At 70.2% G+C, this 20,918-nt stretch carries 14 protein-coding genes; 9 read left to right on the top strand and 5 right to left on the bottom strand.

Annotated elements, in window-relative coordinates; genetic code table 11:
* Positions 1-8: 8 nt before the first annotated feature.
* The 3 genes from IG54_RS39345 to IG54_RS43620 form a co-directional block, all read right to left on the bottom strand.
* A complete protein-coding gene (locus IG54_RS39345) occupies positions 9-2,276 on the bottom strand; it encodes a protein kinase domain-containing protein (protein ID WP_051819867.1) in 2,268 nt (755 codons plus the stop codon).
* Between the two features lie 56 nt (positions 2,277-2,332).
* Complete coding sequence (locus IG54_RS0124200) at positions 2,333-4,924, bottom strand: protein kinase domain-containing protein (RefSeq protein WP_030788248.1); 2,592 nt, start codon at positions 4,922-4,924, stop codon at positions 2,333-2,335.
* 94 nt (positions 4,925-5,018) lie between these two features.
* Positions 5,019-5,699: a hypothetical protein gene (locus IG54_RS43620; RefSeq protein ID WP_106977073.1), complete on the bottom strand. Its 681-nt coding sequence runs from the start codon at positions 5,697-5,699 to the stop codon at positions 5,019-5,021.
* A 249-nt stretch (positions 5,700-5,948) separates the two neighbouring features.
* On the opposite strand from IG54_RS43620, the gene IG54_RS0124210 reads away from it, so the two are divergent.
* Positions 5,949-7,364: a M20/M25/M40 family metallo-hydrolase gene (locus IG54_RS0124210; protein WP_078594429.1), complete on the top strand. Its 1,416-nt coding sequence runs from the start codon at positions 5,949-5,951 to the stop codon at positions 7,362-7,364.
* Here the strand turns inward: IG54_RS0124210 and IG54_RS0124215 are convergent.
* Positions 7,262-8,197: a helix-turn-helix transcriptional regulator gene (locus tag IG54_RS0124215; RefSeq protein ID WP_063756257.1), complete on the bottom strand. Its 936-nt coding sequence runs from the start codon at positions 8,195-8,197 to the stop codon at positions 7,262-7,264. The two genes, IG54_RS0124210 and IG54_RS0124215, sit on opposite strands and share 103 nt — an antisense overlap.
* Before the next feature lie 184 nt (positions 8,198-8,381).
* On the opposite strand from IG54_RS0124215, the gene IG54_RS0124220 reads away from it, so the two are divergent.
* From IG54_RS0124220 to IG54_RS40455, 4 genes are all read left to right on the top strand, one after another.
* Positions 8,382-9,173, top strand: a complete 792-nt coding sequence (locus IG54_RS0124220) for an SDR family oxidoreductase (protein ID WP_030788260.1) — start codon at positions 8,382-8,384, stop codon at positions 9,171-9,173.
* Positions 9,174-9,581: 408 nt separating this feature from the next.
* Complete coding sequence (locus tag IG54_RS0124225; RefSeq protein ID WP_030788263.1) at positions 9,582-11,255, top strand: hypothetical protein; 1,674 nt, start codon at positions 9,582-9,584, stop codon at positions 11,253-11,255.
* 37 nt (positions 11,256-11,292) lie between these two features.
* Complete coding sequence (locus IG54_RS0124230) at positions 11,293-13,968, top strand: hypothetical protein (RefSeq protein ID WP_030788265.1); 2,676 nt, start codon at positions 11,293-11,295, stop codon at positions 13,966-13,968.
* A gap of 397 nt (positions 13,969-14,365) precedes the next feature.
* Entirely contained in the window at positions 14,366-14,863 is a 498-nt protein-coding gene (locus tag IG54_RS40455) for an HIT family protein (RefSeq protein WP_078594431.1), read from the top strand.
* A gap of 22 nt (positions 14,864-14,885) precedes the next feature.
* On the opposite strand, the gene IG54_RS40460 is transcribed toward IG54_RS40455, so the two are convergent.
* Positions 14,886-15,515: a hypothetical protein gene (locus tag IG54_RS40460; protein WP_158708913.1), complete on the bottom strand. Its 630-nt coding sequence runs from the start codon at positions 15,513-15,515 to the stop codon at positions 14,886-14,888.
* Positions 15,516-15,762: 247 nt separating this feature from the next.
* On the opposite strand from IG54_RS40460, the gene IG54_RS0124245 reads away from it, so the two are divergent.
* The 4 genes from IG54_RS0124245 to IG54_RS0124260 all read left to right on the top strand — a co-directional run bounded on the left by IG54_RS0124245 (position 15,763) and on the right by IG54_RS0124260 (position 20,740).
* Positions 15,763-16,197 (top strand): VOC family protein, encoded by a 435-nt coding sequence (locus IG54_RS0124245; protein ID WP_030788272.1) that lies wholly within the window; start codon positions 15,763-15,765, stop codon positions 16,195-16,197.
* Between the two features lie 148 nt (positions 16,198-16,345).
* Positions 16,346-16,675, top strand: coding sequence for a CU044_2847 family protein (locus IG54_RS0124250; RefSeq protein ID WP_030788275.1), 330 nt, complete (start codon positions 16,346-16,348; stop codon positions 16,673-16,675).
* Positions 16,672-17,517 carry a S1 family peptidase gene (locus IG54_RS0124255; protein ID WP_051819872.1) on the top strand — a complete coding sequence of 282 codons (846 nt, stop codon included), beginning with the start codon at positions 16,672-16,674 and terminating at the stop codon, positions 17,515-17,517. The genes IG54_RS0124250 and IG54_RS0124255 overlap by 4 nt, the downstream gene beginning before the upstream one ends.
* Positions 17,510-20,740 (top strand): hypothetical protein, encoded by a 3,231-nt coding sequence (locus tag IG54_RS0124260; protein ID WP_234336323.1) that lies wholly within the window; start codon positions 17,510-17,512, stop codon positions 20,738-20,740. Before IG54_RS0124255 ends, IG54_RS0124260 begins: the two co-directional genes overlap by 8 nt.
* Positions 20,741-20,918 lie beyond the last annotated feature (178 nt).

Here is a 20,918-nt window from a genome sequence, read left to right on the forward strand (position 1 = left end):
TGATCGAATCAGAGGGCGCGGCCGGAGACGAGGCGCCCTTCGATGGACTCCGCGAAGATCGCACCGCCCAGGTAGAGCGGCGTCGTCAAGGTGTCCGCCACGCCGTCGATCGCCTTCGTGTCGGTCGTGGGAACGGTCCGCTGGGTGATGTTCTCCGCGTCACCGTCGAGGGGAACGGTACGGATCTCGTAGGAGCCGACGGACAGGAGCCGGTCGCGGGACAGGCCGAGGGCGCTGGGAGTGCCGCGGGCCGGGAGATCCCAGAGCTGCTTGCCGGACTTCCAGTCGTACGCGGTCAGGCGGTCCGGGAGTTCGGCCCTCTCGTTGGTGCTCGCGATGACCAGCACGCCCTTCTCCCCGACGACCGGGGCGATGTCGGGCTCCTTCGTGGCCCCGATCGTGCGGCGGGAGGCAAGAGTGCCGCTGTCGAGCACGCGCACGCCCTCGTGCTCCACGGACCAGCACAGGATCGCGCCCCCGTAGCCGATGAGGCCGCTGCACGCGGGCTGCGGCACCCTGGCCTTCTCGTCGCCGCCCCGGGTGGAGAGGGAGACGACGCCGCCGCCCTCCAAAGCCGCGTACAGCCGGTCACCCTGCACGAGCAGCGCGCCTTGGGGTTTGCCGTCGACGCTGGTCTTCCACAGTTGCCTGCCGGTGCTCGCGCGCCGGGCCCGCAGCACGGTGGTGTGGGGCTCGGGCGCGGCCCGCCTGGTGAACTCGGCCGTGTACACCACCCCTTGCGCGTACGCCACGGAAACCACCCCCGCGTGCGCGGGGGCTTCGTACCGCCAGACTTCGTCGCCCGTCGCCACGTCCAGACCGGTCACCCCCAGTTCGCTGGGGACGAAGACCCGCTCGCCATCGGTCTCGGGAGGGTTCTCCTGGATGCCGCTCGGTTTCCCCGAGAAGCCGGGCGTCTTCCAGCGGTCCTTGCCGGTCGCGGCGTCCAGGGCGATCGCGGCGCCCCACCCGTCCCGGCACACGAGCGTGGACCGCGCGATGACACAGCCCTTGCCCATACTGTTCACGCCCTTCGGCTTCTTGCGCGACCACGGCCGCCAGCCCTTGGGGAGCGCGGCTTCGCGCACGGCCGACGCGCCGAATTCCCCGGAGTGGCCCTGGTTGCCCAAGGCGGTGATCACACGACCGGACGCCGAGCCGGTGTCCCGCGGTGGAGCCGCGGCGGGAGTGTCCGTCGGATCGTCGCTGAGAGCGTCCGGCAGTATCACTCCCGCCACGGCGACCACCACGGCGGCCGCGGCGGACGCCACGACCCAAGGCAGTCGGCGCCGCCTGAGGACCGGCGCGGGACCGAACGACCCCAAGGCGGGCGGCGCTTGCGGCGGGGGAGGCTCGTCCGTCCCGGACCGCTCGGACTCGGACCGCTCGAATCCTGCCGCGGCGGACCGGTACTCGGCGAACAGTGACAGCGCGTCGGAGGGCCAGGGGAACGGGGTGGCCACGGTGTCGTCGACCAGGCGCGCGGCGAGTTCGGTCGGCGTGGGGCGGCGGGCAGGATCGGTGGCCAGGCACTCGGCGACGATGCCGCGCAGCTCGTCCGGCACCCCGGAGAGGTCCGCGTCACCCTGGGAGATGCGGAAGACGACCGAGGCCAGCTCCGAGTCGTCGAAAGGCCCGCGGCCCGTGGCGGCGTGACACAGGACCGCGCCGAGTGAGAAGACGTCCGACGCGGGGACGACCGCGTGCGAGCCCTCGATCTGCTCCGGTGCCATGAAGCCCGGTGTGCCCACGAGCATGCCCGTCATCGTGAAGGCCGTTGCCTCGAAGGCCCGCGCGATACCGAAGTCGATCAGGCGGGGGCCCTCGGGCGTGAGCAGCACGTTCCCCGGCTTCAGGTCACGGTGCAGAACCCTCGCCGCGTGCACCGCGGCGAGCGCCCGGGCCAACCCCGCCCCCAGCGCGCGGACCGAGGTCACCGGAAGCGGACCGCAGCGGGCGACCGCGTCGGCGAGGGAGGGCCCGGGCACGTACTCCGTTGCCAGCCAGGGCAGTCGGGCCTCCGCGTCGCCGTCCAGGAGAGCGGCGGTAAACGGTCCCGTGACCGCGCGGGCGGCGGCCATCTCCCGCCGGAAGCGGACACGGAACGCGTCGTCCAGCTCCACGTCGAGTTCCTGCCGGACGGCTTTGACGGCGACGAGCTGCCCCTGCTCACGCCGGGCGAGGAACACCTCACCCATGCCGCCCGCACCGATCCTGGCGAGGAGACGGTAGGGGCCGATGTGGCGGGCGGCGCCGGGCGGCAGCGGCGTGAGCAATGCGAATCCTCAACTCATGGGCACGTACGGGGCGGTGTCCGGTTCGGCCCGGACCGCTACGGCAGTTCCACCGACGAGATCCTGCCCTCGTCGTAGACGATGTGGGCGACGCCGCCGAGGGCCAGGACGGTCGGCGCACGCAGCATCTCGGAGATGACGGTGCCGTTGACGTTCGGCGGGGGCTCGGGGCGGTCGCCCGGCGCTCCGGGCACGGGATGGCGCGTCACCTTCCCGGTACCGGCGCCGAGCGGCAGCGTGTACAGCGCGCCGCTGTCCGCGTAGACGGCACGATCGCCGAGCATCAGCGGCGACGAGGCCGGGACGTTCCCCTTGGGCAGCTTCGCGGAACGCAGCACTCTTCCGTTCCCCCTGTCATTGACCTGGACGCTGTCCTTGCCGGGGTCCACGGAGACCACGAGGGCGCGGCTCACGGCCGTCGGGCCCGCGGCTGGTCCGTACCCCTCGGGCCCCGGGTAGAAGAGAGGCTCTCCCGCCTTCTTGAAGGTGCGGGGCTTCAGTTGCAGCACCTTCGCGCGCGGCGAGGGACCGTCCCCCTCGGACGCGTCGCTCTCGGACGCGCCGCCGGTGGACGTCGTGCACAGCACATCCTCGCCCACGAGCACCGCCCCGCAGCCGCTCTCCGACCGCCCGAGTTCCTCGCCGGTCCGTGCGTCGTACGCCGCCAGGCTGTCCTTCTCGTCGGCGTAGACGACTCCGTCGCGCAGGGCCCGCATCTGGTAGCGGTTGATGTCGACCTTGGCCGTCAGCGTAGTGCCGATCTCCTCGTCCCACAGAGGGCGGCCGCTGTCGAGGTCGTAGGCGTGCAGGGAGGCGATCGCCCCCTCGTTCACGTACGAATCCTCCGCGGTGACCAGGAGCGTGTCGTCGTCCATGAGCGGACGCAGCGTGAACGCGCCCGCGCCGTCCGGGGCGGGGGCGTCCCACAGGACGTCACCGGTCGTGGAGTCGCGGACCTGGAGCACGCCTTCGTGGGCGATGACCGCCTTGCCGCCGCGCACCTGCGGTTCGAGTACGTCGCCGGGCCTGAAGTAGGCGCCGCTCGGGCCGATGTACGCCTCGTCGACACCGCCTTCGGGGTCGACCTTGCCGGACTTCCACAGCCGTTTCCCGTCGACCGCGCTCAGCGCCTCGTAGGTGCCGTTGGTCAGCAGACAGACGATGGCACGGGTGTCGGCGGCGCAGCTCATGGGGGAGTGGCTCAGAGCGCCCCGCCACGCCTTCCACCCCTTGGGCCGCTGGGCGGCGACCTGGTCCACCACCCCGGACCGGTCGGCCGTGCCCTCCGCGTCGACACCGGCCCGCGCGATCAGTTTCTCCACGGCTGCCGGGTCGGTGGGCCCCGGATCCACCTTGCCCGGCACGGCCGAACCACCGGGCCGTGCGGCCTCCGGGCTTTCGCCGCCGGACTCTTCCGACCAGGGCCCCCATACGGCGAGCGCCCCGCCCAGAGCGCCCGCCACCACGGCGACGGCGAGGCTGGCAAGCAGTACGCGTGGCGCGCGACGGCGGGGGCGGGCCGGGGTCGGCGGGGGCGAGCCGCTCATCGTCGGCAGTTGATGCAGGCCGACGCCGACGGGCGGCCCTGGAGCGCCGGCGGGATTCCCGGGTGCGGTGACCGGATGCCCCGGCACTGTCTCGGGGCCGCCCTGAGCGGTGGCCGGACGCTGCCCGGCCGCCGGCTCCGGCCAGCGCGGGACCGGCAGCAACGCCTGGCCCGAAGCGCACAGTTGCTCCACGTCCCGCCGCGCCTCGTCGACCGCCGCACGTACCGCGTCCGGCCACTCGGCGTTCGTCGCCGCGTCCCGCAGCCGTACGAGCCTTTCGGCGACCTCTGCCGCGCCGGGCCGCCCGGCCGGGTCCCGCGCCAGGCACGCCGCGAGGATCTCCCTCAACTCGTCAGGAACAGAGGTGAGGTCGGCCTCGGCCCGCGACACCCGGTACAGGACGGCGGCCATGGGCCCGTCCCCGAACGGGTCCCGCCCTGTCACCGCGTAGGTGAGCACCGACGCCAGGCAGAATACGTCCGATGCCGCCACCACATGCCTGCCGCCCGCCACATGCTCCGGTGACATGAAGCCCGGGGTGCCGACGAGCAGGCCCGACCGGGTCATGGTCGTGGCGTCCTGGACCCGTGCCACGCCGAAGTCGATCAGCTTGGGGCCGTCCTGGCCGAGCAGTACGTTGCCCGGCTTGAGGTCACGGTGCAGGGCGCCCGCCTCATGCACCACGGTCAGCGCCCGGGCCACGCCCGCTCCGAGCGCGGCGACGGCCCCCATGGGCAGGGGACCGTGCCGGCGCACGGCCTCGGAGAGGGTGGGCCCGGCGACGTACTCCGTGGCCAGCCACGGCACTTCACCCTCGGCTTCGCTTGCCACGAGCCGGGCCACGAAGGGGCTGTCGACGCGGGCCGCGACCTCCGCCTCGCGCCGGAAACGCCGCCGGAAGACGTCGTCCGTCGCCAGTTCGTTGCGGATGGCTTTGACGGCGACGAGGTCACCGGGCCCGAACGCGTCGTTGCCATCGGGGCGCGCGAGGAAGACCTCACCCATCCCGCCCGCCCCGAGGCGGGCCAGCGTCACATAGGGACCGAGCCGCCGAGGTGACACATCCCGCAACTGGCCGATCATCCGCCCCGTCCCCCCGTACGCCGGTCAACTGCCGTCCATCGGAGTCACGTTACCCCGGCCCATGGAACGCGGCGCCGCTTGGTGAAAACGCTGTTTAGCGCACAGTGACGTGGAAGACCGGCGACAGCGTGGCACCGCTCGTCACACGGAGGTCGTTCTTGCCCTTCAGGCCGAGCTTGACGCGCATGGAGTACGCGCCGGACTTGTTCACGGCCGCGCCGGCGGGCAGCGTCTTCCAGGTGCCGCGCTGCTTCTGCTGGAGGTTCACCTTGCTGCCCGCCTTGATGCCCGTCGCCTTGCCGCTGACACGCAGTTCCTGCCAGGCCTTGACAGAGGTCGCGGACGGCTTGGCGCTCAGCGCGGCCTTCACCTTCGCGGTGGGGCTGGTCTTCTGGGTGCCGAGCATCTTGCCGGTCTTGACATCCCAGATCGTGTACGGCGTGCCGCCGCCCTGCGTCTTGCTGTACAGACGCTTGCCGTCGGCGCTCAGGTGCACGTAGATGCCGTCATTGACGGTCTGCCCCGGCTTGAGGAGCTTGCCGTTGTAGTACGGGTGGCCACCGTCCTTGACGGTGATGACGACGCCGGCTCCGATGTCGATCTTCGTGGCCTTCGTGGCCTTCGCGGCGGCCGCGGCGTGCCGCACGGCGGCGGGCCGCTCGGGAGAGGGCGAACTCGCCAGGGCCGCGGCGGCCGGAGCCAACAGGGCCGCACCCGCGATGACCGAGACGGTGGCGGTACGAAGGGTGCTGCGGCTGTGAGTGGCGATACGCATAACGGTGGTGCTCCCCTTTGTGATGCGGTGGTGCTCGCGCACGGCGCGAACCCACCGGCTCAGTGGAAATACGCGGTACGGACTCTTGCTCTCTGCCATCCCGCGAATGCCTGATAAAGGTAAATCACCCGCTATTGCGTCCACTCATAGGTTACGTAACGGTGTCCCGTAGATCACCTCACGGGTGTGTGTCAGGCCCTGGGGGCCGGACCCTTGCGGGGATTTGGAGTGTCCATGACGATGGGGCGCATGTCTCAGCAGACGGGCACTTCCCGGCGTACCGTCCTGACCGCAGCCGCGGCCGCCACCACGACCGGAGCCGTCGGTATGCAGACGGCCCCCGCCACCGCGCGTGACGGCGCCACCGCGGGCGGACGGCCCACCGCCCAGGAACCGCCGCGCGAACTGCGCGCGATCCTGCGGGAGATCGACCACCGGCGCATCGAGGCGACGGTGCGGCGGCTCGCCGCGTTCGGAACCCGGCACACACTGTCTTCGCAGGACGACCCGGTACGCGGCATCGGCGCCGCCCGCGACTGGATCCTCGCCGAGCTGCGGCGCCACGCGCGACGCTCGGGCGGGCGGATGACCGTCCAGCTCCAGTCGTACGTCCAGGAACCGGGCCCGCGCATCCCCACCCCGACGCGGATCACCAACGTCGTGGCCACACTGCGCGGTTCGGCCTCCCCCGACCGCTTGTACGTCGTCTCCGGGCACTACGACTCGCGCGCCAGCGACGTCATGGACTTCACGAGCGATGCGCCCGGAGCCGACGACGACGCCTCCGGGGTCGCGCTCGTCATGGAACTCGCGCGCGTCATGGCGACCCGGCGCATCGGCGCGACGCTCGTGTTCGCGGCCGTCGCGGGCGAGGAGCAGGGGCTGCTCGGCGCGGCGCACATGGCGGAGCAGTTCAAGCAGCGCAAGGCCGATGTCCAGGGGATGTTCACCAATGACATCGTCGGCAGCTCCACCGCCGACGACGGCACCCGCGACCCGCGGACGATCCGCCTCTTCGCGGAGGGCGTCCCCTCGTCAGAAACACCTGAGGAGGCCGCCGTCAGACGTTCGGTGGGCGGCGAGAACGACTCGCCGGCACGCCAGCTCGCCCGCTTCGTACAGGATGTGGCCGCGAACGACGCGACGGGGATGCGGGTGCGCGTCGTCTACCGCCGCGACCGCTACCTGCGCGGCGGAGACCACATCCCCTTCCTCGAACGCGCCTACCCCGCAGCCCGGTTCACCGAGCCCGCCGAGGACTTCGCCCACCAGCACCAGGACGTCCGCGTGGTGGACGGCAAGCAGTACGGGGACCTGCCGGAGTTCTGCGACTTCCCGTTCATCGCCCGCGTCGCCCGCGTCAATGCCGCCGCCCTGTGGAGCCTCGCCCAGGCCCCCGGCACCCCGCGCGGCGCGAAGATCCTCACTGCCGCGCTGACCAACGAAACCGAGCTGGTGTGGGAGCGCGGCACCGAGGCCGACCTCGCCGGATACGAAGTCGTGTGGCGCGAGACGACCGACCCCGACTGGACCCATGTGATCGACGTCGGCGACGCCACCCGTCACACCGTCGACCTGTCCAAGGACAACGTCTTCTTCGGCGTACGCGCCGTCGGCCGCTCCGGCCTGCGCAGCCCCGTCGCGTTCCCCGCGCCGCAACGCTGAGGCGCCCCGAGGCCGGCGAGGGCCGAGTGGGACGGCGTGTCCTGTTCGGCCGCGTACGTGATCAGACACTGGTCGCCCTCGCCGGGCAGGCGTAGCGTCTCGCGGCGCAAAGTCAGCTCGCCAGCCGTGGGGTGGCGCAGCCGCTCGATGCCGTAGGAGTGCTCGCCCACATGGTGCTCGGCCCACAGGGCACGGAAGTCCTCGCTGCGCACCGACAGTTCGCCGAGCAGATCGCACAGCCGGTCATCACAGGGGTACCGGCCCAGGTCCAAGCGCAGGGCCGCGACGGTGCCGCGCGCACTCTCCTCCCACGCCTCCCGGTCCGGGTACAAGCCGCGCACGGCCGGGTCGAGGAAGATCAGCCAGGCCGCGTTGCGCTGCCCGGACGGCAGGGCCTCGAAGTCGGTGAACAGCGCTCGGGCCGCCTGATTGGACGCCAGGATGTCCAGTCGGCGGCCCAGCACGTACGCGGGCACCTCGCCGAGCGCTGTGAGCAGGATCCGCACACCCGTCCTGACCGGCTGGGGGACGGGAGGTGTCGAAGCCGGGTGGCGCAGGGCGCGGGTGAGGTGGCCCAGGTGCGCGCGTTCGGCTTCGTCCAGGCGCAGGGCCCTGGCGACGGCGTCCAGGACATTGTCGGAGACGTTGTGGGTGCGGCCCTGTTCGAGCCGTATGTAGTAGTCGACGCTCACCCCCGCCAGATCCGCCAGCTCCTCACGGCGCAGGCCAGGAACGCGGCGGCGGCCACCGAACGGGCGTACGCCGAGGTCCTCCGGCCCCAGCCGGGCGCGGCGGGAGCGGAGGAACGCGGAGAGTTCAGTGCGGAAGTCCATGGGTCAAGTGTCCGTCACAGGGTGGTTCTGCCAGACCTAGGGTCGAGCCGAGCCCTGGGTAGGGGAGCGGATTTCCCGCAGAGTCACTACCGCAAGAAGCCGCGAGCACCGCGGGACCCGCACTGTCATGCAGGCGGGCCTCATGCGGGCCTCATGTTCCGCATACGCACCCCGGGAGACCACCATGACCATCACCACCGAGCAGACCGCTTCTCTCGCCCGCCCCCTCACCGGCCGGATCGCCGTCGTGACCGGAGCTTCCAGCGGCATCGGTGAGGCCACCGCCCGCAAACTGGCCGCCCAGGGTGCGCATGTCGCCCTGTTGGCCCGGCGCGCCGATCGCCTGGCGGAGCACGTGGCCCACATCGAGGCGGCAGGAGGCACTGCCCTCGCCCTGCCGACCGACGTGACCGACCCGGCCTCGCTCGCCGCGGCCGCCGCCGGCATCCACGCCCGCCTCGGCCGCGTCGACCTCGTCGTCAACAACGCCGGACTCGCCCTGCCCGACCTCCTGGACGGGTCGGCGGGCGCCAACTGGCAGCGGATGATCGACGTGAACGTCACCGGCGCGTTCGCCGTCGTGGAGACCTTCGTCCCCGACCTGCTCGCGGCAGCGGCCGAGCGGGGCCACGCGGACCTGGTCAACATCTCCTCCGCGGCCGCCCAGTCCGTCCTGCCCGGCTTCGCCGGGTACGCAGCCTCCAAGGCCGCCTTCAGCCACCTCTCCCGCAATCTGCGGGCCCAGCTCAGCCCCGCCGACGTACGCGTGACGAACATCGAACCCGGCACCGTCGACACCGAGCTGCGCGACCACATCGACGAACCGGCCATCAGCGCCGCCGTCCAGGAGGCCGTGGCCTCCATCGAGGGCATCCCCTCCGGGAGCGACATCGCCGACCTCATCGCCTTCGCCGTCGAGCGCCCGCGACACATCAACCTGCCCCAGATCTCCGTGCTGCCCACGCGGGAAGCGTAGTTAGGGGCCCCGCGGCATACTCCCTGGGCCTGTTCTACGTGGTCGAATGTTCCGTAGGCGCACGAGATGTACGCATCGCTCTCACTCGCTGCTACGTGGCCGCGGAACGCTACGAGGCGTACCGGCGGCCTGCCAGGTGACGCTGACTCAGGCGATCGTCACAGCAGCGCTCAGCTCCGACTGGTCCGCTGTCGATCGACTTGGTTGGATGACACCTTCGTGTGGCTTCGCGGGCCCCCGAGTGGCTGCTATACCTGGGTGAGGTAGCGACGGACTACCGGCCAACGGCGTGCCGTGCCCTGTCCACCAGCGCTGTGGCGGTTCTCTAGAACTCTAGTTCTTGGTCGTGCACGACTGGCTACGGGAGTTCTACGGGAAGCCTGGTCGGCACAGGGGAGGCGCGAACAGGTGGCCGTGCAGACTGAAGGGTGGGCGGCAGACGGGACGAGAGTGCCTGCACCGGCCTGGATCGAGGCCTCGCTGAAGCTCAAAGAAGGCCGGGACCCGCTCGGGCTCCAGACGACCACGCAGGACCGATTGATGCCGGTTCTGCTGCCTGGGATCCTGGAGCTGACCCGGCGGGCCCGCTACTTCTCCTTTCATGCCTTCCTGCTCGCTGAGTACCGGGACCGTCACCTGGCGGCCGACGGAAACGCGCTGTCGGCGTTCATCAAGCGTCGCGAATGGGAGTTCGGCCTCGCCGTGCTGCGATGCCCCCGGGGCTGCGGATCGAGCCCGGTGGGAGCCCGCAGGCTGAGCGGACTGGCGAGGGGGCCGGGCCCCTATGAACGGGGCGAATCAGTGGCGAGTGCCTTTGGCGGTTACGGGTTGTACTATCGCTCGCCGATGGCAGAGTTCGGCATCGTAGCCAGAGCTGGGACGCTGCTTGGCGGTCGGCCCATCCCTATCGACGTGCTCCACGACACCGACCGGGCCCGGCGGCCCGCGAGCGCGTTCAAGTCCGCTGTGGAGCACACCGCGTACTACCAGCGCGTCATGTGGACGACCGATGACCTGCCTGCCGATGTAATCGATGAGTACGCCCATGCCGCCTGCCTGTGCCGACTGAGAGAGCTGCCCGAAGAGCGTGCTGCCGTCCACGCCGCGCTGTTCTGCACGGACGCCCCGACGGTCGAAGCACGCTCCCCAGGGGCCGACGAGAACAGCGCACTACAGGGTGTTGGTGACGGACCGGAAGCTATCGGGGAGGTCTTCGCGGAGGCGGGAGTGCGGCAGCGGTGCCTCAGCGTCGGTCACTACCTCTCGCTTCTGGATGCTGACCCGAGCGTTGTCGCCTCGGAGACTGCGTACCGGGACGGGTTGTGGTCGCCGCCAGTGCCCCGTGGCGACGCCCATGCTGTGGTAGCGGGCCAGTGGGCGGCACTGATAGCCAAAGACGTCTGGCAGGAGGCGCTCTGCTCGGTTTGGGTCGAGTTCTGCCGAGCCGGCCTGATCCGAACCGGCGAACTCGGCCGCGGCCTCACTTGGGATGAGGTGCGCGGGGTCGCTGCAGGTCTGGCAACCGGGCAACCGGACCTTCACCCCACCTCTTCGACCACGGCCGTCGCCGCCCAGCTGGCGGCTGGCACGCTCGCCGTACCGGATGCCGACGGCATCCTCGTGGATGTGGCAACTGCACCGCTGGACGATCTGCGACGGCTCACCAGCCAGCTCGATACCGCCTCCTCCGGTCTTGTGGTGTTGCTTGAGCTGGTCCGCCGGATGGAAGGCCGCGCAGGAGACGGCTGGCAGAAGGCTGCCGCCATCAGGTCGGGATGGCAGCCCTCGATCGCAGACGTCACCGCGGCCCTGCGTACCCACCTGGCCGGTAGCCCCACCGTGGCGGACACGTTGTGGTGGCTGGTGTCGCGGTTCGTCATCCCCGTCCATGAGCGCATCGCGTACTCGAAGCTGCCAGAGCGCACCTTCCGCTTCCGTTGGGAGGACGGCCTGCTGCACTTCTACGACCATGGAGTGGAGCGGTTTCCGCTGGCCGCTGTCCGCAATGCGCCCCTGGCATCTCTCACTTGGGACCTCGACTGTGGAGTGAGACCGACGACGATAGACGTCCGGCAGCGCTGACCGCACGGGGCATGAGATTCGTCGAAGAGGCCCTCGGATGACGGACACTCCCGAGAGCGGTCCGATGACTCGTACAGTCCAGCCCATCGTCGAACTCTTCAACGGCGGCGCGCAGGCGCTATGGGCCACGACGTACACCATGGATCTCGCGCTGTTCAACGAGTTCCTCCTCGCCCGGCTCGGCGAACCGCCGCTCAACATCGCTGTGCTGGCTGACCACCGGCGTCTCAGCACCAGCCTCGGCCGCATACCCGCTCAGCGCGCCGACACGCTCGCACCGGTGAACCGCCGCTGGATCCTGCGCGGTGTCCGGATCAGCGGGGCATTCCACCCCAAGTCCTATCTGGCGGTTACCGATGGCAGGGCCACACTGCTGGTCGGTTCCGGGAACCTGTCGGCCGGCGGTCTGGACGACGGCCGCGAGGCGTTCACCACCTTCAGGTCGGGCACCCTGGTCGGCGACGCCGCCATCGCCGCGTGGCGGTCATGGATGCGGCGCCTCGTCGGCATAGTCGGTGACACCACGCTCGCCGCACGCTTCCAGCATCTCGAAGGCCAGATCTTGTCCACGGCCGTGGTTACCCAGCACGTGCCATCGCCCCTGCTGCACAACCTTGACACCCCCATTGCCGACCAGCTTGCAACCGTTGTCGCAGAGTCGGGAACTCGCGTGAACGAGTTATGGCTGGCTGCTCCCTTCTACGACGCCGATGCCGTCGCAGTCGGCACCTTGCTCGACATGCTGAAGCCGGAAAGGGTGAAGCTCTTCGTCACCGGATCTACCAGCGTCAACGGCGAGCGACTCGCCGAACGACTCGCCACAAGCGGCGCTGGCGTGGACGTGGCCGCCTATGAGCCCGATCAGTTCGTCCACGCCAAGCTCATAGGCATCCTGGCGGGACCGCGAGCGTGGCTGCTGTCCGGCTCGGCGAACCTCTCGAGCGCCGCGCTCAGGCTGACCCACGCCACTCAGGGCAACATCGAACTCGCCGTCCTCGCCCCGTTGGGGACCGACGAAGTTCGGGCCGCATTCACACCACCCGGCACGACGGTTCGGAAACACCGTCTTCAAGCGCTGACGTACCTCAGTTTTCGTGCCCAACCGGAGCCGGCGCTCCCCGCGGTGCAGCTCGTGGCCGCCAGCGCGCTTCCCGATGGCCGGATCGAGATCACGACCGAGCCGGCCTGGAGCGACGACTGGCTCCTCGACGACCTCACATGCCATCAGGCCCTCACCGCTGATGACAAAGGCCGTGTCCTAACCGTCGGGCCGCTGGAGGGCCGACTTGTCCAACTCCTCGACGCCGACGAGCAAGTCCTGTCGAACCGCGTCATTGTCGACGATCCGGCCGCCCTCGCCGCCACGTTCATCAAGGGCTCGACCCGCGCTGGCGGCGACGTTCCCCCCGAACTCCACGGTGCGGAATTGGACACACCTCTCGGCCGGGCGCTCGTCCGGCTGCACCGCAACCTCGCCATGGACGTCAGCGAACTGGCCACGACCACCAGCGCCGCAGCGGAGGCCCGGGGCGAGCACAGTGATCAGACGGATGACGACCTGTGGGAGCGCCTCGAACGCGAACAGTTCGCATGCGACCCCCGGGCGAGCATCTACAACCGCGTGTGGCGGCGCCACACTCTCGGAGGCGCCGAACCGCTCATCGAACTGATCGACGCGCTCCGCGCCTCTACCCCGGCCACCGCCGGCGCGCATCCGCATTCCCTTCTAACACAGCTCCTCGACCGTACGCATGAGCAACCTGCCCAAGGGGAGCACAGGCCGCCCCGGCCTTGGAAGCCGTCCACGCGGCTCAGGACGCGCGCCCGCAACCTCCTGCGTCGCTGGGCCGCCGCGCAAACCGATCCGCGCCTTGTATGGGTCGATCCGTTCGCCCCTGCTGTGAACTTCTCCGTGATGGCTCTTACCCTCGCCTGCCTCCGCCTTGACCAAGCCCGCCACCCGGAACGGGGCGAACTTACCGAGGACGATCTGGACGAGATATGGCAACTGTGGCTGCGGCCGTTCGTAGGGACCGGCCAGGGTGACGGCTGGCTCGACCAACTCGACGAGCCCACCCGAACGCAAGTACTCGACCGGCTGCCCACTTGCCTGCCGGAAACCGTCGCGGCTTTGTGCTGGCTGCTAATACAGCCCGGCAGAGACCGGCGCGAACGCATCGTCGCCAGCAAACCGGTCCTATCGGCGGCACTCGCCCACGGTCTACTCGATCCGACCGAGGCCACAAGCCGTTACCTAACCGATGTAATCCGGCAAACCGTCACCTGCGACATGGCCGTCGATCAGCTCCTCGGGGCCATCGACTTCATCGACGACGACCTTTGGTGCGCTCGCACGGCTGAAGAGTTCGGCCTGGATGAGTTGAGGCTGGCAGCATCGCCGGACCAAACGGTGGCCATCCGGCTCCGGCTCGATGTCCGCGGCATATCCACCCCGTTCGTTGACGCGCGCGTGCCGCGCCTGGTCGTCGCCGCACAGCACTATCGCCGTTGCGATGGAGTCGTCCTGAGAGCCGTCGAGGGTGGTTGGCGCCTCTCGTTCGTGACCGACGAGACAATCGCATACCTGTCCGGCGTGGGCGGTGCGCTGGCCGAGTCGACTCAGCCCCTAACCCGGAGGGCCCTTGAGGAGCTCTGTACGGCAGGCGGCGTCCTGGCCGACCTTTTCCCCTCCGAGTACGCGACGACGCCTTGATGTCGAACGACGTCTTGGTTCAAGCTGAGTGGATCTGCGACAGATTCATGGACGCGATCCTGTACGTGGACCGCACCGGCATACCTGGCGACACCTGCGACACGATCTCGCCCTTGGGCCGCGACGTACAGCTACTTCGCCAAGTGGCAACAGGGCGGCGTGTTCGAACAGCTCACCGCCTTGTCTGGGAGTCCAGCACGCAGGCGGAAGGGTCGGGCCCGCGGCCCTCGGCCTACCGGTCCAGGCGCCGCAGCAGGCCTCGGCTGCGACATCGACCTCATGGAACCGCCTGCATACGCGGTACAGGCGTCCCCCCGAATCGCCTCACCGGACCTCAAACACAAACTGGCTGAGGCCAGCAGATGTTCCCGGAGAAGCGCTTCTACTATCCCATTGCATGACGACTCCCGAGTGCTACACATGCAGCAAGGAAGCAGAGTTCGACGACCTACCACCACGCGAGTGCGTGGTAGGTGACCAATACTGGCGAGTGGCCCACGCCCTCAACACCGCAGTGCCCGGCTGGCTGGTTCTGCTGCCTCGACGCCACGTTGCCGCAGTTCATGACCTCACCGACGCTGAGGCCTCTACCCTAGGAATGTGGCAGGTCAAGCTCTCCCAGGCTCTCCGGAGCATCACTGGTTGCACCAAGACCTACGTCGTCCAATTCGCCGAAGCCGAAGGCTTCACGCACGTGCACTTCCACATAGTTCCGCGCATGGCAGATCTGCAACCGGAGCATCGTGGGCCGGGCATCTTCGAGCTGCTTCGGCGACCAGAGCAGGAGCGGGTAACGGCTGACCAGGCAGACCAAATAGCCCACTCTCTCCGTGCACAACTTCACGGGCACCCGAACGCTCAGCAACCAGGTCACGGAACCTGGCCCTATCGCTGATTTGGGGCTGCCGACTGGTGGATCACGGTGAGAGCAGGGGGCGGCGCCGCAGGAGGTCGCAGTTGGCCCGGCCGCACATCTGTCTCTTCAGGAGGTCGATGCGGGTGACGTTGCCCTCGACCGCTCCGGATCTCGGGGTGGTGTTCAAGGCCGCGAGAACGGCTGCTGCCCGTTCGCGACGGATGCCGCCGGCCAGGGTACGGAGTTCTTGCTGTCTGTCCAGGCAGCCGTCGCCGGATGCTGAGGGACAGGTGCTCGTGCGCCGCCCGACCGCGCTGCCCAGTCCGACGGCAAGCCGGGCCCGGGCCCGACGCCGGGACTCCGGTTGAAAATCCTGGATGTACTTGCCCACCTTGACCGCCGTCTCCAGCGTCTCGTCGCCGCGGGCGAGGTCGGTGACGAGGGTGGCGGCCCAACCCTCGGGCGAGGCGTTCGGGAGCAGCAGCCGCCCGAGGGCGTCGAAGGCTTCGGCCGCCCCGCGCTCCCCGGGGTGCGGGACGTCCTCCCGGCCCGGTACGCCGACCGGGCCGAGATCCTTCTCCGCCCAGCTGTGCGCCCGCACATGCAGGGCGAGAGCGAGAGCGCTGCGAACGAACCCCTCCCGCGCTGCGGTCCCCACCGGCGGGTGGCGCGGCAGATCGGGACCCAGCATCGCCTGCGTCTGTCCCGCCAGCCTGCCGAGCGCCCACATCTGCCGGGCCGGGCCGCGGGATCCCGCCGCGACTCCCGAGCCGCGTAACGGGCGGACTTCAGGACCCGCAGGCCACCCGGTCGAGGTGCTCAGGCGAAGCGTTGGCCCAAGGCCAGGATGCCCTGCTCGGCAGAGTTGTTCCAGACGTAAGCGGCACGAAACGCGGCACCGCCTCTGGCGGAACGACGCGCGCCACTATGGTGGGCCGATGTCATCGATCAAGCAGTTCCAAGTCACCTTCGACTGTGCGGAACCCGAGCGCGTTGCCCGCTTCTGGTGCGAGGCGTTGGGGTACGTCGTACCGCCGCCGCCGGCGGGGTTCGCTTCCTGGGACGAGTTCGACCGCTCGCTGCCTGCGGAGCGTCGGGGTTCGGCATTCGCGTGCGTCGACCCCTCGGGGGTCGGGCCGCGACTGTTCTTCCAGCGTGTCCCCGAAGGCAAGGTCGTCAAGAACCGGGTGCATCTCGATGTGCGGGCCGGCGCCGGGCTCGTGGGTGAAGAGCGCCTTGCCGTATTGGAGGCCGAGTGCGCACGGCTGGTCGCGCTCGGCGCGGTGCGCGTGCGACTGCTGCCTGCCGATGGCGTCGAGGAGTCCTGCATCGTGATGCAGGACGTGGAGGGCAACGAGTTCTGCCTCGACTGAGGGCCCGCGGCCGCGTCCCGGCGGCCGACGGGCGCTACGCCCGGTGGCGTAGGTCGGACAGGAACCTCTCGTTCCCCTCCATCGCCCAGTTCTTGCGGTCTACGCTGGCCAGCGACGGGGACGACTCGACGGGGGAGCGGGAGCGGCCATGGCTGATCAGGATGCCCCTTCGCTCGTACGGATCGAGACGGTCGAGACCGATGGGCACGGCTCGCGTCAGATCAGCACCAGGACGCGCCGCTCGGCCCCGCTCGCCGAGCGGGCCGACGAGGTACGGGAGGCCATCCAGCAGGCGACGGTCCTGGCCCAGGACTCCCTGGCTCAGGTGCCCGAACGGCACGGCTGGTCGGTGAGCAGCGTGCAGGTCACCTTCGGCCTGACGCTCGCCGCCGAGGCGGGCGTCATCCTCTCGAAGGCCTCGGCGGAGGCGTCTCTCGAGGTGACACTCACGGTCGAACGGGCCGACGGCGCGCCGTGAACGCGGAGTCGTACGCGGACGCGTACTGGGTGCGGATCCACGAAGGTGAGTCGCATCTGGGCGCAGGGTTCCTGCTCACACGGAGCTTCGTCCTGACCGCGCTGCACGTCGTGTCGGGGGCCTCCGGCGACGACGTTCGCCTGGATCTGCACCTTCCGGACGGAAAGCGGGTCCCGGGACGACTGTGCGACCGGATCGAGGAGTCGGACCTCGCGCTCGTCGCTGTCCTCGACGCCCACGCGTACGACCTTCCGCCCGCCCCGCCCACCGACCATCCGCGGCGGGGCGTGGCATGGCTCGGCACCTACCGGCCGCCGGATACGAAGACCGCGCTGAGTGGGCGGGTCACCCACGCGCCGATCACTCATCGCAGCGACGCGCACGGCGAGTTCACGGGGCTACAGATGACCGTCGACCAGCTGGTGCACGACTTCGGGGGCTACTCCGGAAGCCCGGTCCACGCCGTCCCCGCCGACGCGGAACCGGCCGAGTGGCCCGTCGTGGGCATCCTCATGGAGCAGGAACTCAGCCGCGCGGACGGCTCCCGGGACACGAACGTGGTGTTCGCGGCATCCGTACAGCACGCGGCCGAGCGGTTCCCGTGCTTCGACATCGCTCATCTGCGCGAGGTGGCGGCTGGGAAGCCCATGCTCGTGCCCGGCCCGAGACCCCCGGCCGAGCCGCGCCCGGACCCGCCGGCCGTGGACATCGACGGGTACTTGAAGAAGGTCCGGCAGTTGCTCGAGGACGGCCTCATCACGCCGGAGGAAGCCGCGCGGAGCCGTGAGAGGGCGTCTCGTGCGCTGGACGCCCAGTGGCTGGGCGGGGCTTCGGATGACTGAGCACACCACCCCGGGGTGGGCACAGCGGATCGCCGACGCCGAGCGGGCGATGCGGGGCGAGCCCGGATCGCTGGACGCGCTGCGGGCCCGCCTCACGACGCTCGCCGACGACCGGACGCTTCTGCGCACCCCCGACGACGCACAGCAATTCGCCTATCTGGTCACGCTGTTGCGCGAGCTGGACCTGGCCGAAGAACTCGCCGCCGCGCTGGACGTGGCCGCGGGGTGGATCGACGCGTCACGTGTCGAGCGGCAATACCGGTGCGTGGTGCACAACCGGCTCGCCGCGGCCCTCATCGACGAGGGAGGCGCCTGCCTCGACCACGCCCTGACCGCGCTGGAGTCGGCGCTGGACGCCGCGGACACCCCGGTCGAGAAGGCGCACACCCACACGAACCTCTCCTTGTGCGCCGCCGAGCAGGGCAGGTGGCGGGCCGCCGAGTCGCACGCCCGGCAGGGGAACGAACTGGGCCGCTCGCTACCGGAGTCCGGGCCCCGCCTCGACACGCTCCTGCGCACCACCTCCGTTCTCTTCCTGGCCGCGGGCCGCGCGGAAGACGACGACCGTGTTCGCCAACTCGCCCACGACCTCGAAGAGCTGTGCCTCCAGCAGATGGACCGGCTGGGGGACGACCATCCCCGGTCCCTCGAGGCCCTGGTCCTGATGGCCTCGGCCCGGCACGAAACCGCAGCGCTGGACGGCGACGTGACCGGCATGGAACGGCTCATCGACGTCCTCGCGGTGGCGGCCCAGCGGGCGTCGACCACACTGGGGCTTCGGCATTCGCAGGCCAAAGCGGTGCGCAAGGCCCTCGCCCACACGCAGGAGACCACGGACCGGGCCCGCTCGGCCCGGGATCGCTCGGACCGGGCCCGCGCCGCCCTGGCCACCACGCCACGTCCTTCGGCCCCGGAGCGCCACGCGAGTTTCGATCTCGTCCTCGAACTCCTCGTCCACGGCATCGAAGGCGCGACACCCGACCGGACACTCGCCGACCCGGGCGTCGTGCAGATCGCCGGCGACGAGACAGCGGCGCTGCACCGCAGGGCCGCCGACGTGGACGCGGAGTCGCGGCCGCAGGACTACCAGGGGCACACCGTGCCCGAGACCTACAGCTGGGGGCCGCTCGCGCCGGGCCGGCCCGGTCGGGTGCTGTGGTTCCTGCTGCTCCCCTTCATGCTCGTGAACCTCGCCCACTGGATGCGCCCACCCGCCCGTGGGCACCGGCGCACCATCAGACTGCACGCCGTGCTGGTCAGACTTGCGGCGCTCAGCCTGACCGTCATGGTGGTGACGGCTGCGTGTGCGCTCTCCATGGATCTCGTCGCCTGGCAGTGCGCGGGCCGGGCCGCATGCGCGCGTGAGCAGAGCTTCTGGCTGGGTTTCCTCTCGGCGGAGTCCGGCTGGTGGGGCCAGCCGGGCCGCCGTCTCGCCGTGGGGTCGCTGCTGCCGTGCGCGTTCATCGGCCTGCTGTGGCGGTTGTCCCGGCAGACATGGAACGCGTACGAGTCCCAGGACTTGCTGCCTCATCAAAGCGACCCCGAGGAGGATGGGGAGCTTCGGCCTGCGCTCTCGATGCCGGGATTCTGGTACGGCAGGCGCCTTCTGGCCCGGCTCAACTCGACGCACACCGCCGCCGGGCTGTGCACCGTCGCCGTACTGCTCGTCGCGGCGCCGAGCAGCTACGACCGGCAGGCCGGCGGACCGGCAGCCCTGGTCGTCTGCGGCTGGCTGCTGAGCGTACTCATCGCCTGCCTCGGCCTGACCGCGGTGTGGGGAATCTGTCGTCGGGGCCGCTCTGAGCATCGGATCGACCGCCGACTGGACCGAGCGTTCACCCGAGGCGTCTCCAGCGGCTCGGCCGCCCTCGTCGTGCTCTGCCTCCCGTACGCCATGTGGTCCCGACCCGGATGGAGGTCGGCGGGACCGCTGCCGGGCACGGAAGTCATCTACAGCGGACTGCTGTTGGTGCAAGGCGCGATGGTGGTGGCGCTCGCCGTAGCCGGGACGGTGCTGTTCCGCAGGGCTCCCGCCCCGCGCATCCTGTTGCGGGGCCTCGCCCCGGCGACCGCCGTGACGCTGGCCTTCTCGCTCTACAACATGATGGCCGCCGGTGCCGTGCAGGGGCTCGCGGACTGGCTCGGCAACCACGGCGAGCCGGGCACGACACGCGGCGCCATCGCCGGGCCCCCTCCCGCGATGACCTGGCAGGTGTCCGCCATCCCCGTGCTGCTCATCGTGCTGTTGGCTCTCGTCGGCGCGACGCACATCCAACTCCGCAGAAATGAACGGCGGTTGCGCGTCTTCGCACAGGTCGACTATCCGGGCGATTCCTACGACTTGCTGCGCGCGCGCCGGATCGCCGCCGCCCGGGCGCGCGCCCGTATCACCGACTCGATCCCCATGATGCTGAGCGCCGTCGCCGCGGCCGTGCTGCTGTTGAGTGCGGCCACCCTGGCGGGCGCCTTCGTCACGGACGCCCCGCCGGGCGACCCCGGGGCGGGACTGCCGCAGCTCCTGGGGGAGTTGGGCCAGGCGCTGAAGGGGATCGGGTCCTGGCTGATCGCCCTCGGAGTCGTCGTCTTCCTCAACTCCGGCCGCCGGGTCTCCCGTGCGCCCACGTCCCACGGGCTGTTGGGCATCGTGTGGGGCCTTGGCACTTTCTGGCCCTGCGCCGCCCATCCGTTCGCGCGGCTCAGCTACTCGGAGCGGGCCGTTCCCGATCTCACCTGGCGGATGTCGACGTGGTGCCGGACGACGGGCGGCCGGATCCTGGTGTCGGCCCACTCCCAGGGCAGCGTGCTCGCGGCCGCCGCCATCTGGCAGCTCTCCCCGTCCGTACGCCGCCGAGTGCGCCTGCTCACCTACGGCTCACCTCTGGAGCGCCTCTACGGGCGGCTGTTCCCGGCATTCTTCGGGCAGCGGGAGCTGCGGGCCCTGCACCGAGACGTGGACAGCTGGCGCAACCTGTGGCGGGCCACCGATCCCATCGGCGGTCCGGTGTTCCCCGCGGGAGCGGGCGAAGGCCCCGAAGTCGACGTCCAGTTGCGGGACCCCATCGCCTTCGGCCGGAGCGAAGAACGCCCACTGCCCACGCCGATCCGCGGAAACGCCGCCTACAGCGCGGACCCCGCGTTCGCCCAGGAACACCAGCGGATGACGGCGTCGGCGTTCCCCGCGCGGGGCGCCCCCGCGCCCCGCCGGTCGCTCGACCACGCGTAACGCGGTCGGGAGCCGCACGGTGTCCTCATGGAGGCTGTGCTGCCGCAGCCGATTCTCGGAGCCAAAATTAGGAACTTACGGCCAAAGTTCAGTTAATAGCTCTATTTCAAGACATTTGATCACTCTGGAGAGTGCGGCGGGTGTCCTTCCTGGCTAGGCTGATGATTTGTCAGCCGGA

The organism is Streptomyces sp. NRRL S-920 (assembly GCF_000717945.1).
Classification (GTDB): domain Bacteria; phylum Actinomycetota; class Actinomycetes; order Streptomycetales; family Streptomycetaceae; genus Streptomyces; species Streptomyces alboniger.

Excerpts from the sequence above, each read along its gene's own strand:
- IG54_RS0124200 (WP_030788248.1), bottom strand. The coding sequence starts at position 4,924 with ATGATCGGCCAGTTGCGGGATGTGTCACCTCGGCGGCTCGGTCCCTAT.
- IG54_RS43620 (WP_106977073.1), bottom strand. The coding sequence starts at position 5,699 with ATGCGTATCGCCACTCACAGCCGCAGCACCCTTCGTACCGCCACCGTC.
- IG54_RS0124210 (WP_078594429.1), top strand. The coding sequence starts at position 5,949 with ATGTCTCAGCAGACGGGCACTTCCCGGCGTACCGTCCTGACCGCAGCC.
- IG54_RS0124215 (WP_063756257.1), bottom strand. The coding sequence starts at position 8,197 with ATGGACTTCCGCACTGAACTCTCCGCGTTCCTCCGCTCCCGCCGCGCC.
- IG54_RS0124220 (WP_030788260.1), top strand. The coding sequence starts at position 8,382 with ATGACCATCACCACCGAGCAGACCGCTTCTCTCGCCCGCCCCCTCACC.
- IG54_RS0124230 (WP_030788265.1), top strand. The coding sequence starts at position 11,293 with ATGACGGACACTCCCGAGAGCGGTCCGATGACTCGTACAGTCCAGCCC.
- IG54_RS40455 (WP_078594431.1), top strand. The coding sequence starts at position 14,366 with ATGACGACTCCCGAGTGCTACACATGCAGCAAGGAAGCAGAGTTCGAC.
- IG54_RS40460 (WP_158708913.1), bottom strand. The coding sequence starts at position 15,515 with ATGCTGGGTCCCGATCTGCCGCGCCACCCGCCGGTGGGGACCGCAGCG.
- IG54_RS0124245 (WP_030788272.1), top strand. The coding sequence starts at position 15,763 with ATGTCATCGATCAAGCAGTTCCAAGTCACCTTCGACTGTGCGGAACCC.
- IG54_RS0124250 (WP_030788275.1), top strand. The coding sequence starts at position 16,346 with ATGGCTGATCAGGATGCCCCTTCGCTCGTACGGATCGAGACGGTCGAG.
- IG54_RS0124260 (WP_234336323.1), top strand. The coding sequence starts at position 17,510 with ATGACTGAGCACACCACCCCGGGGTGGGCACAGCGGATCGCCGACGCC.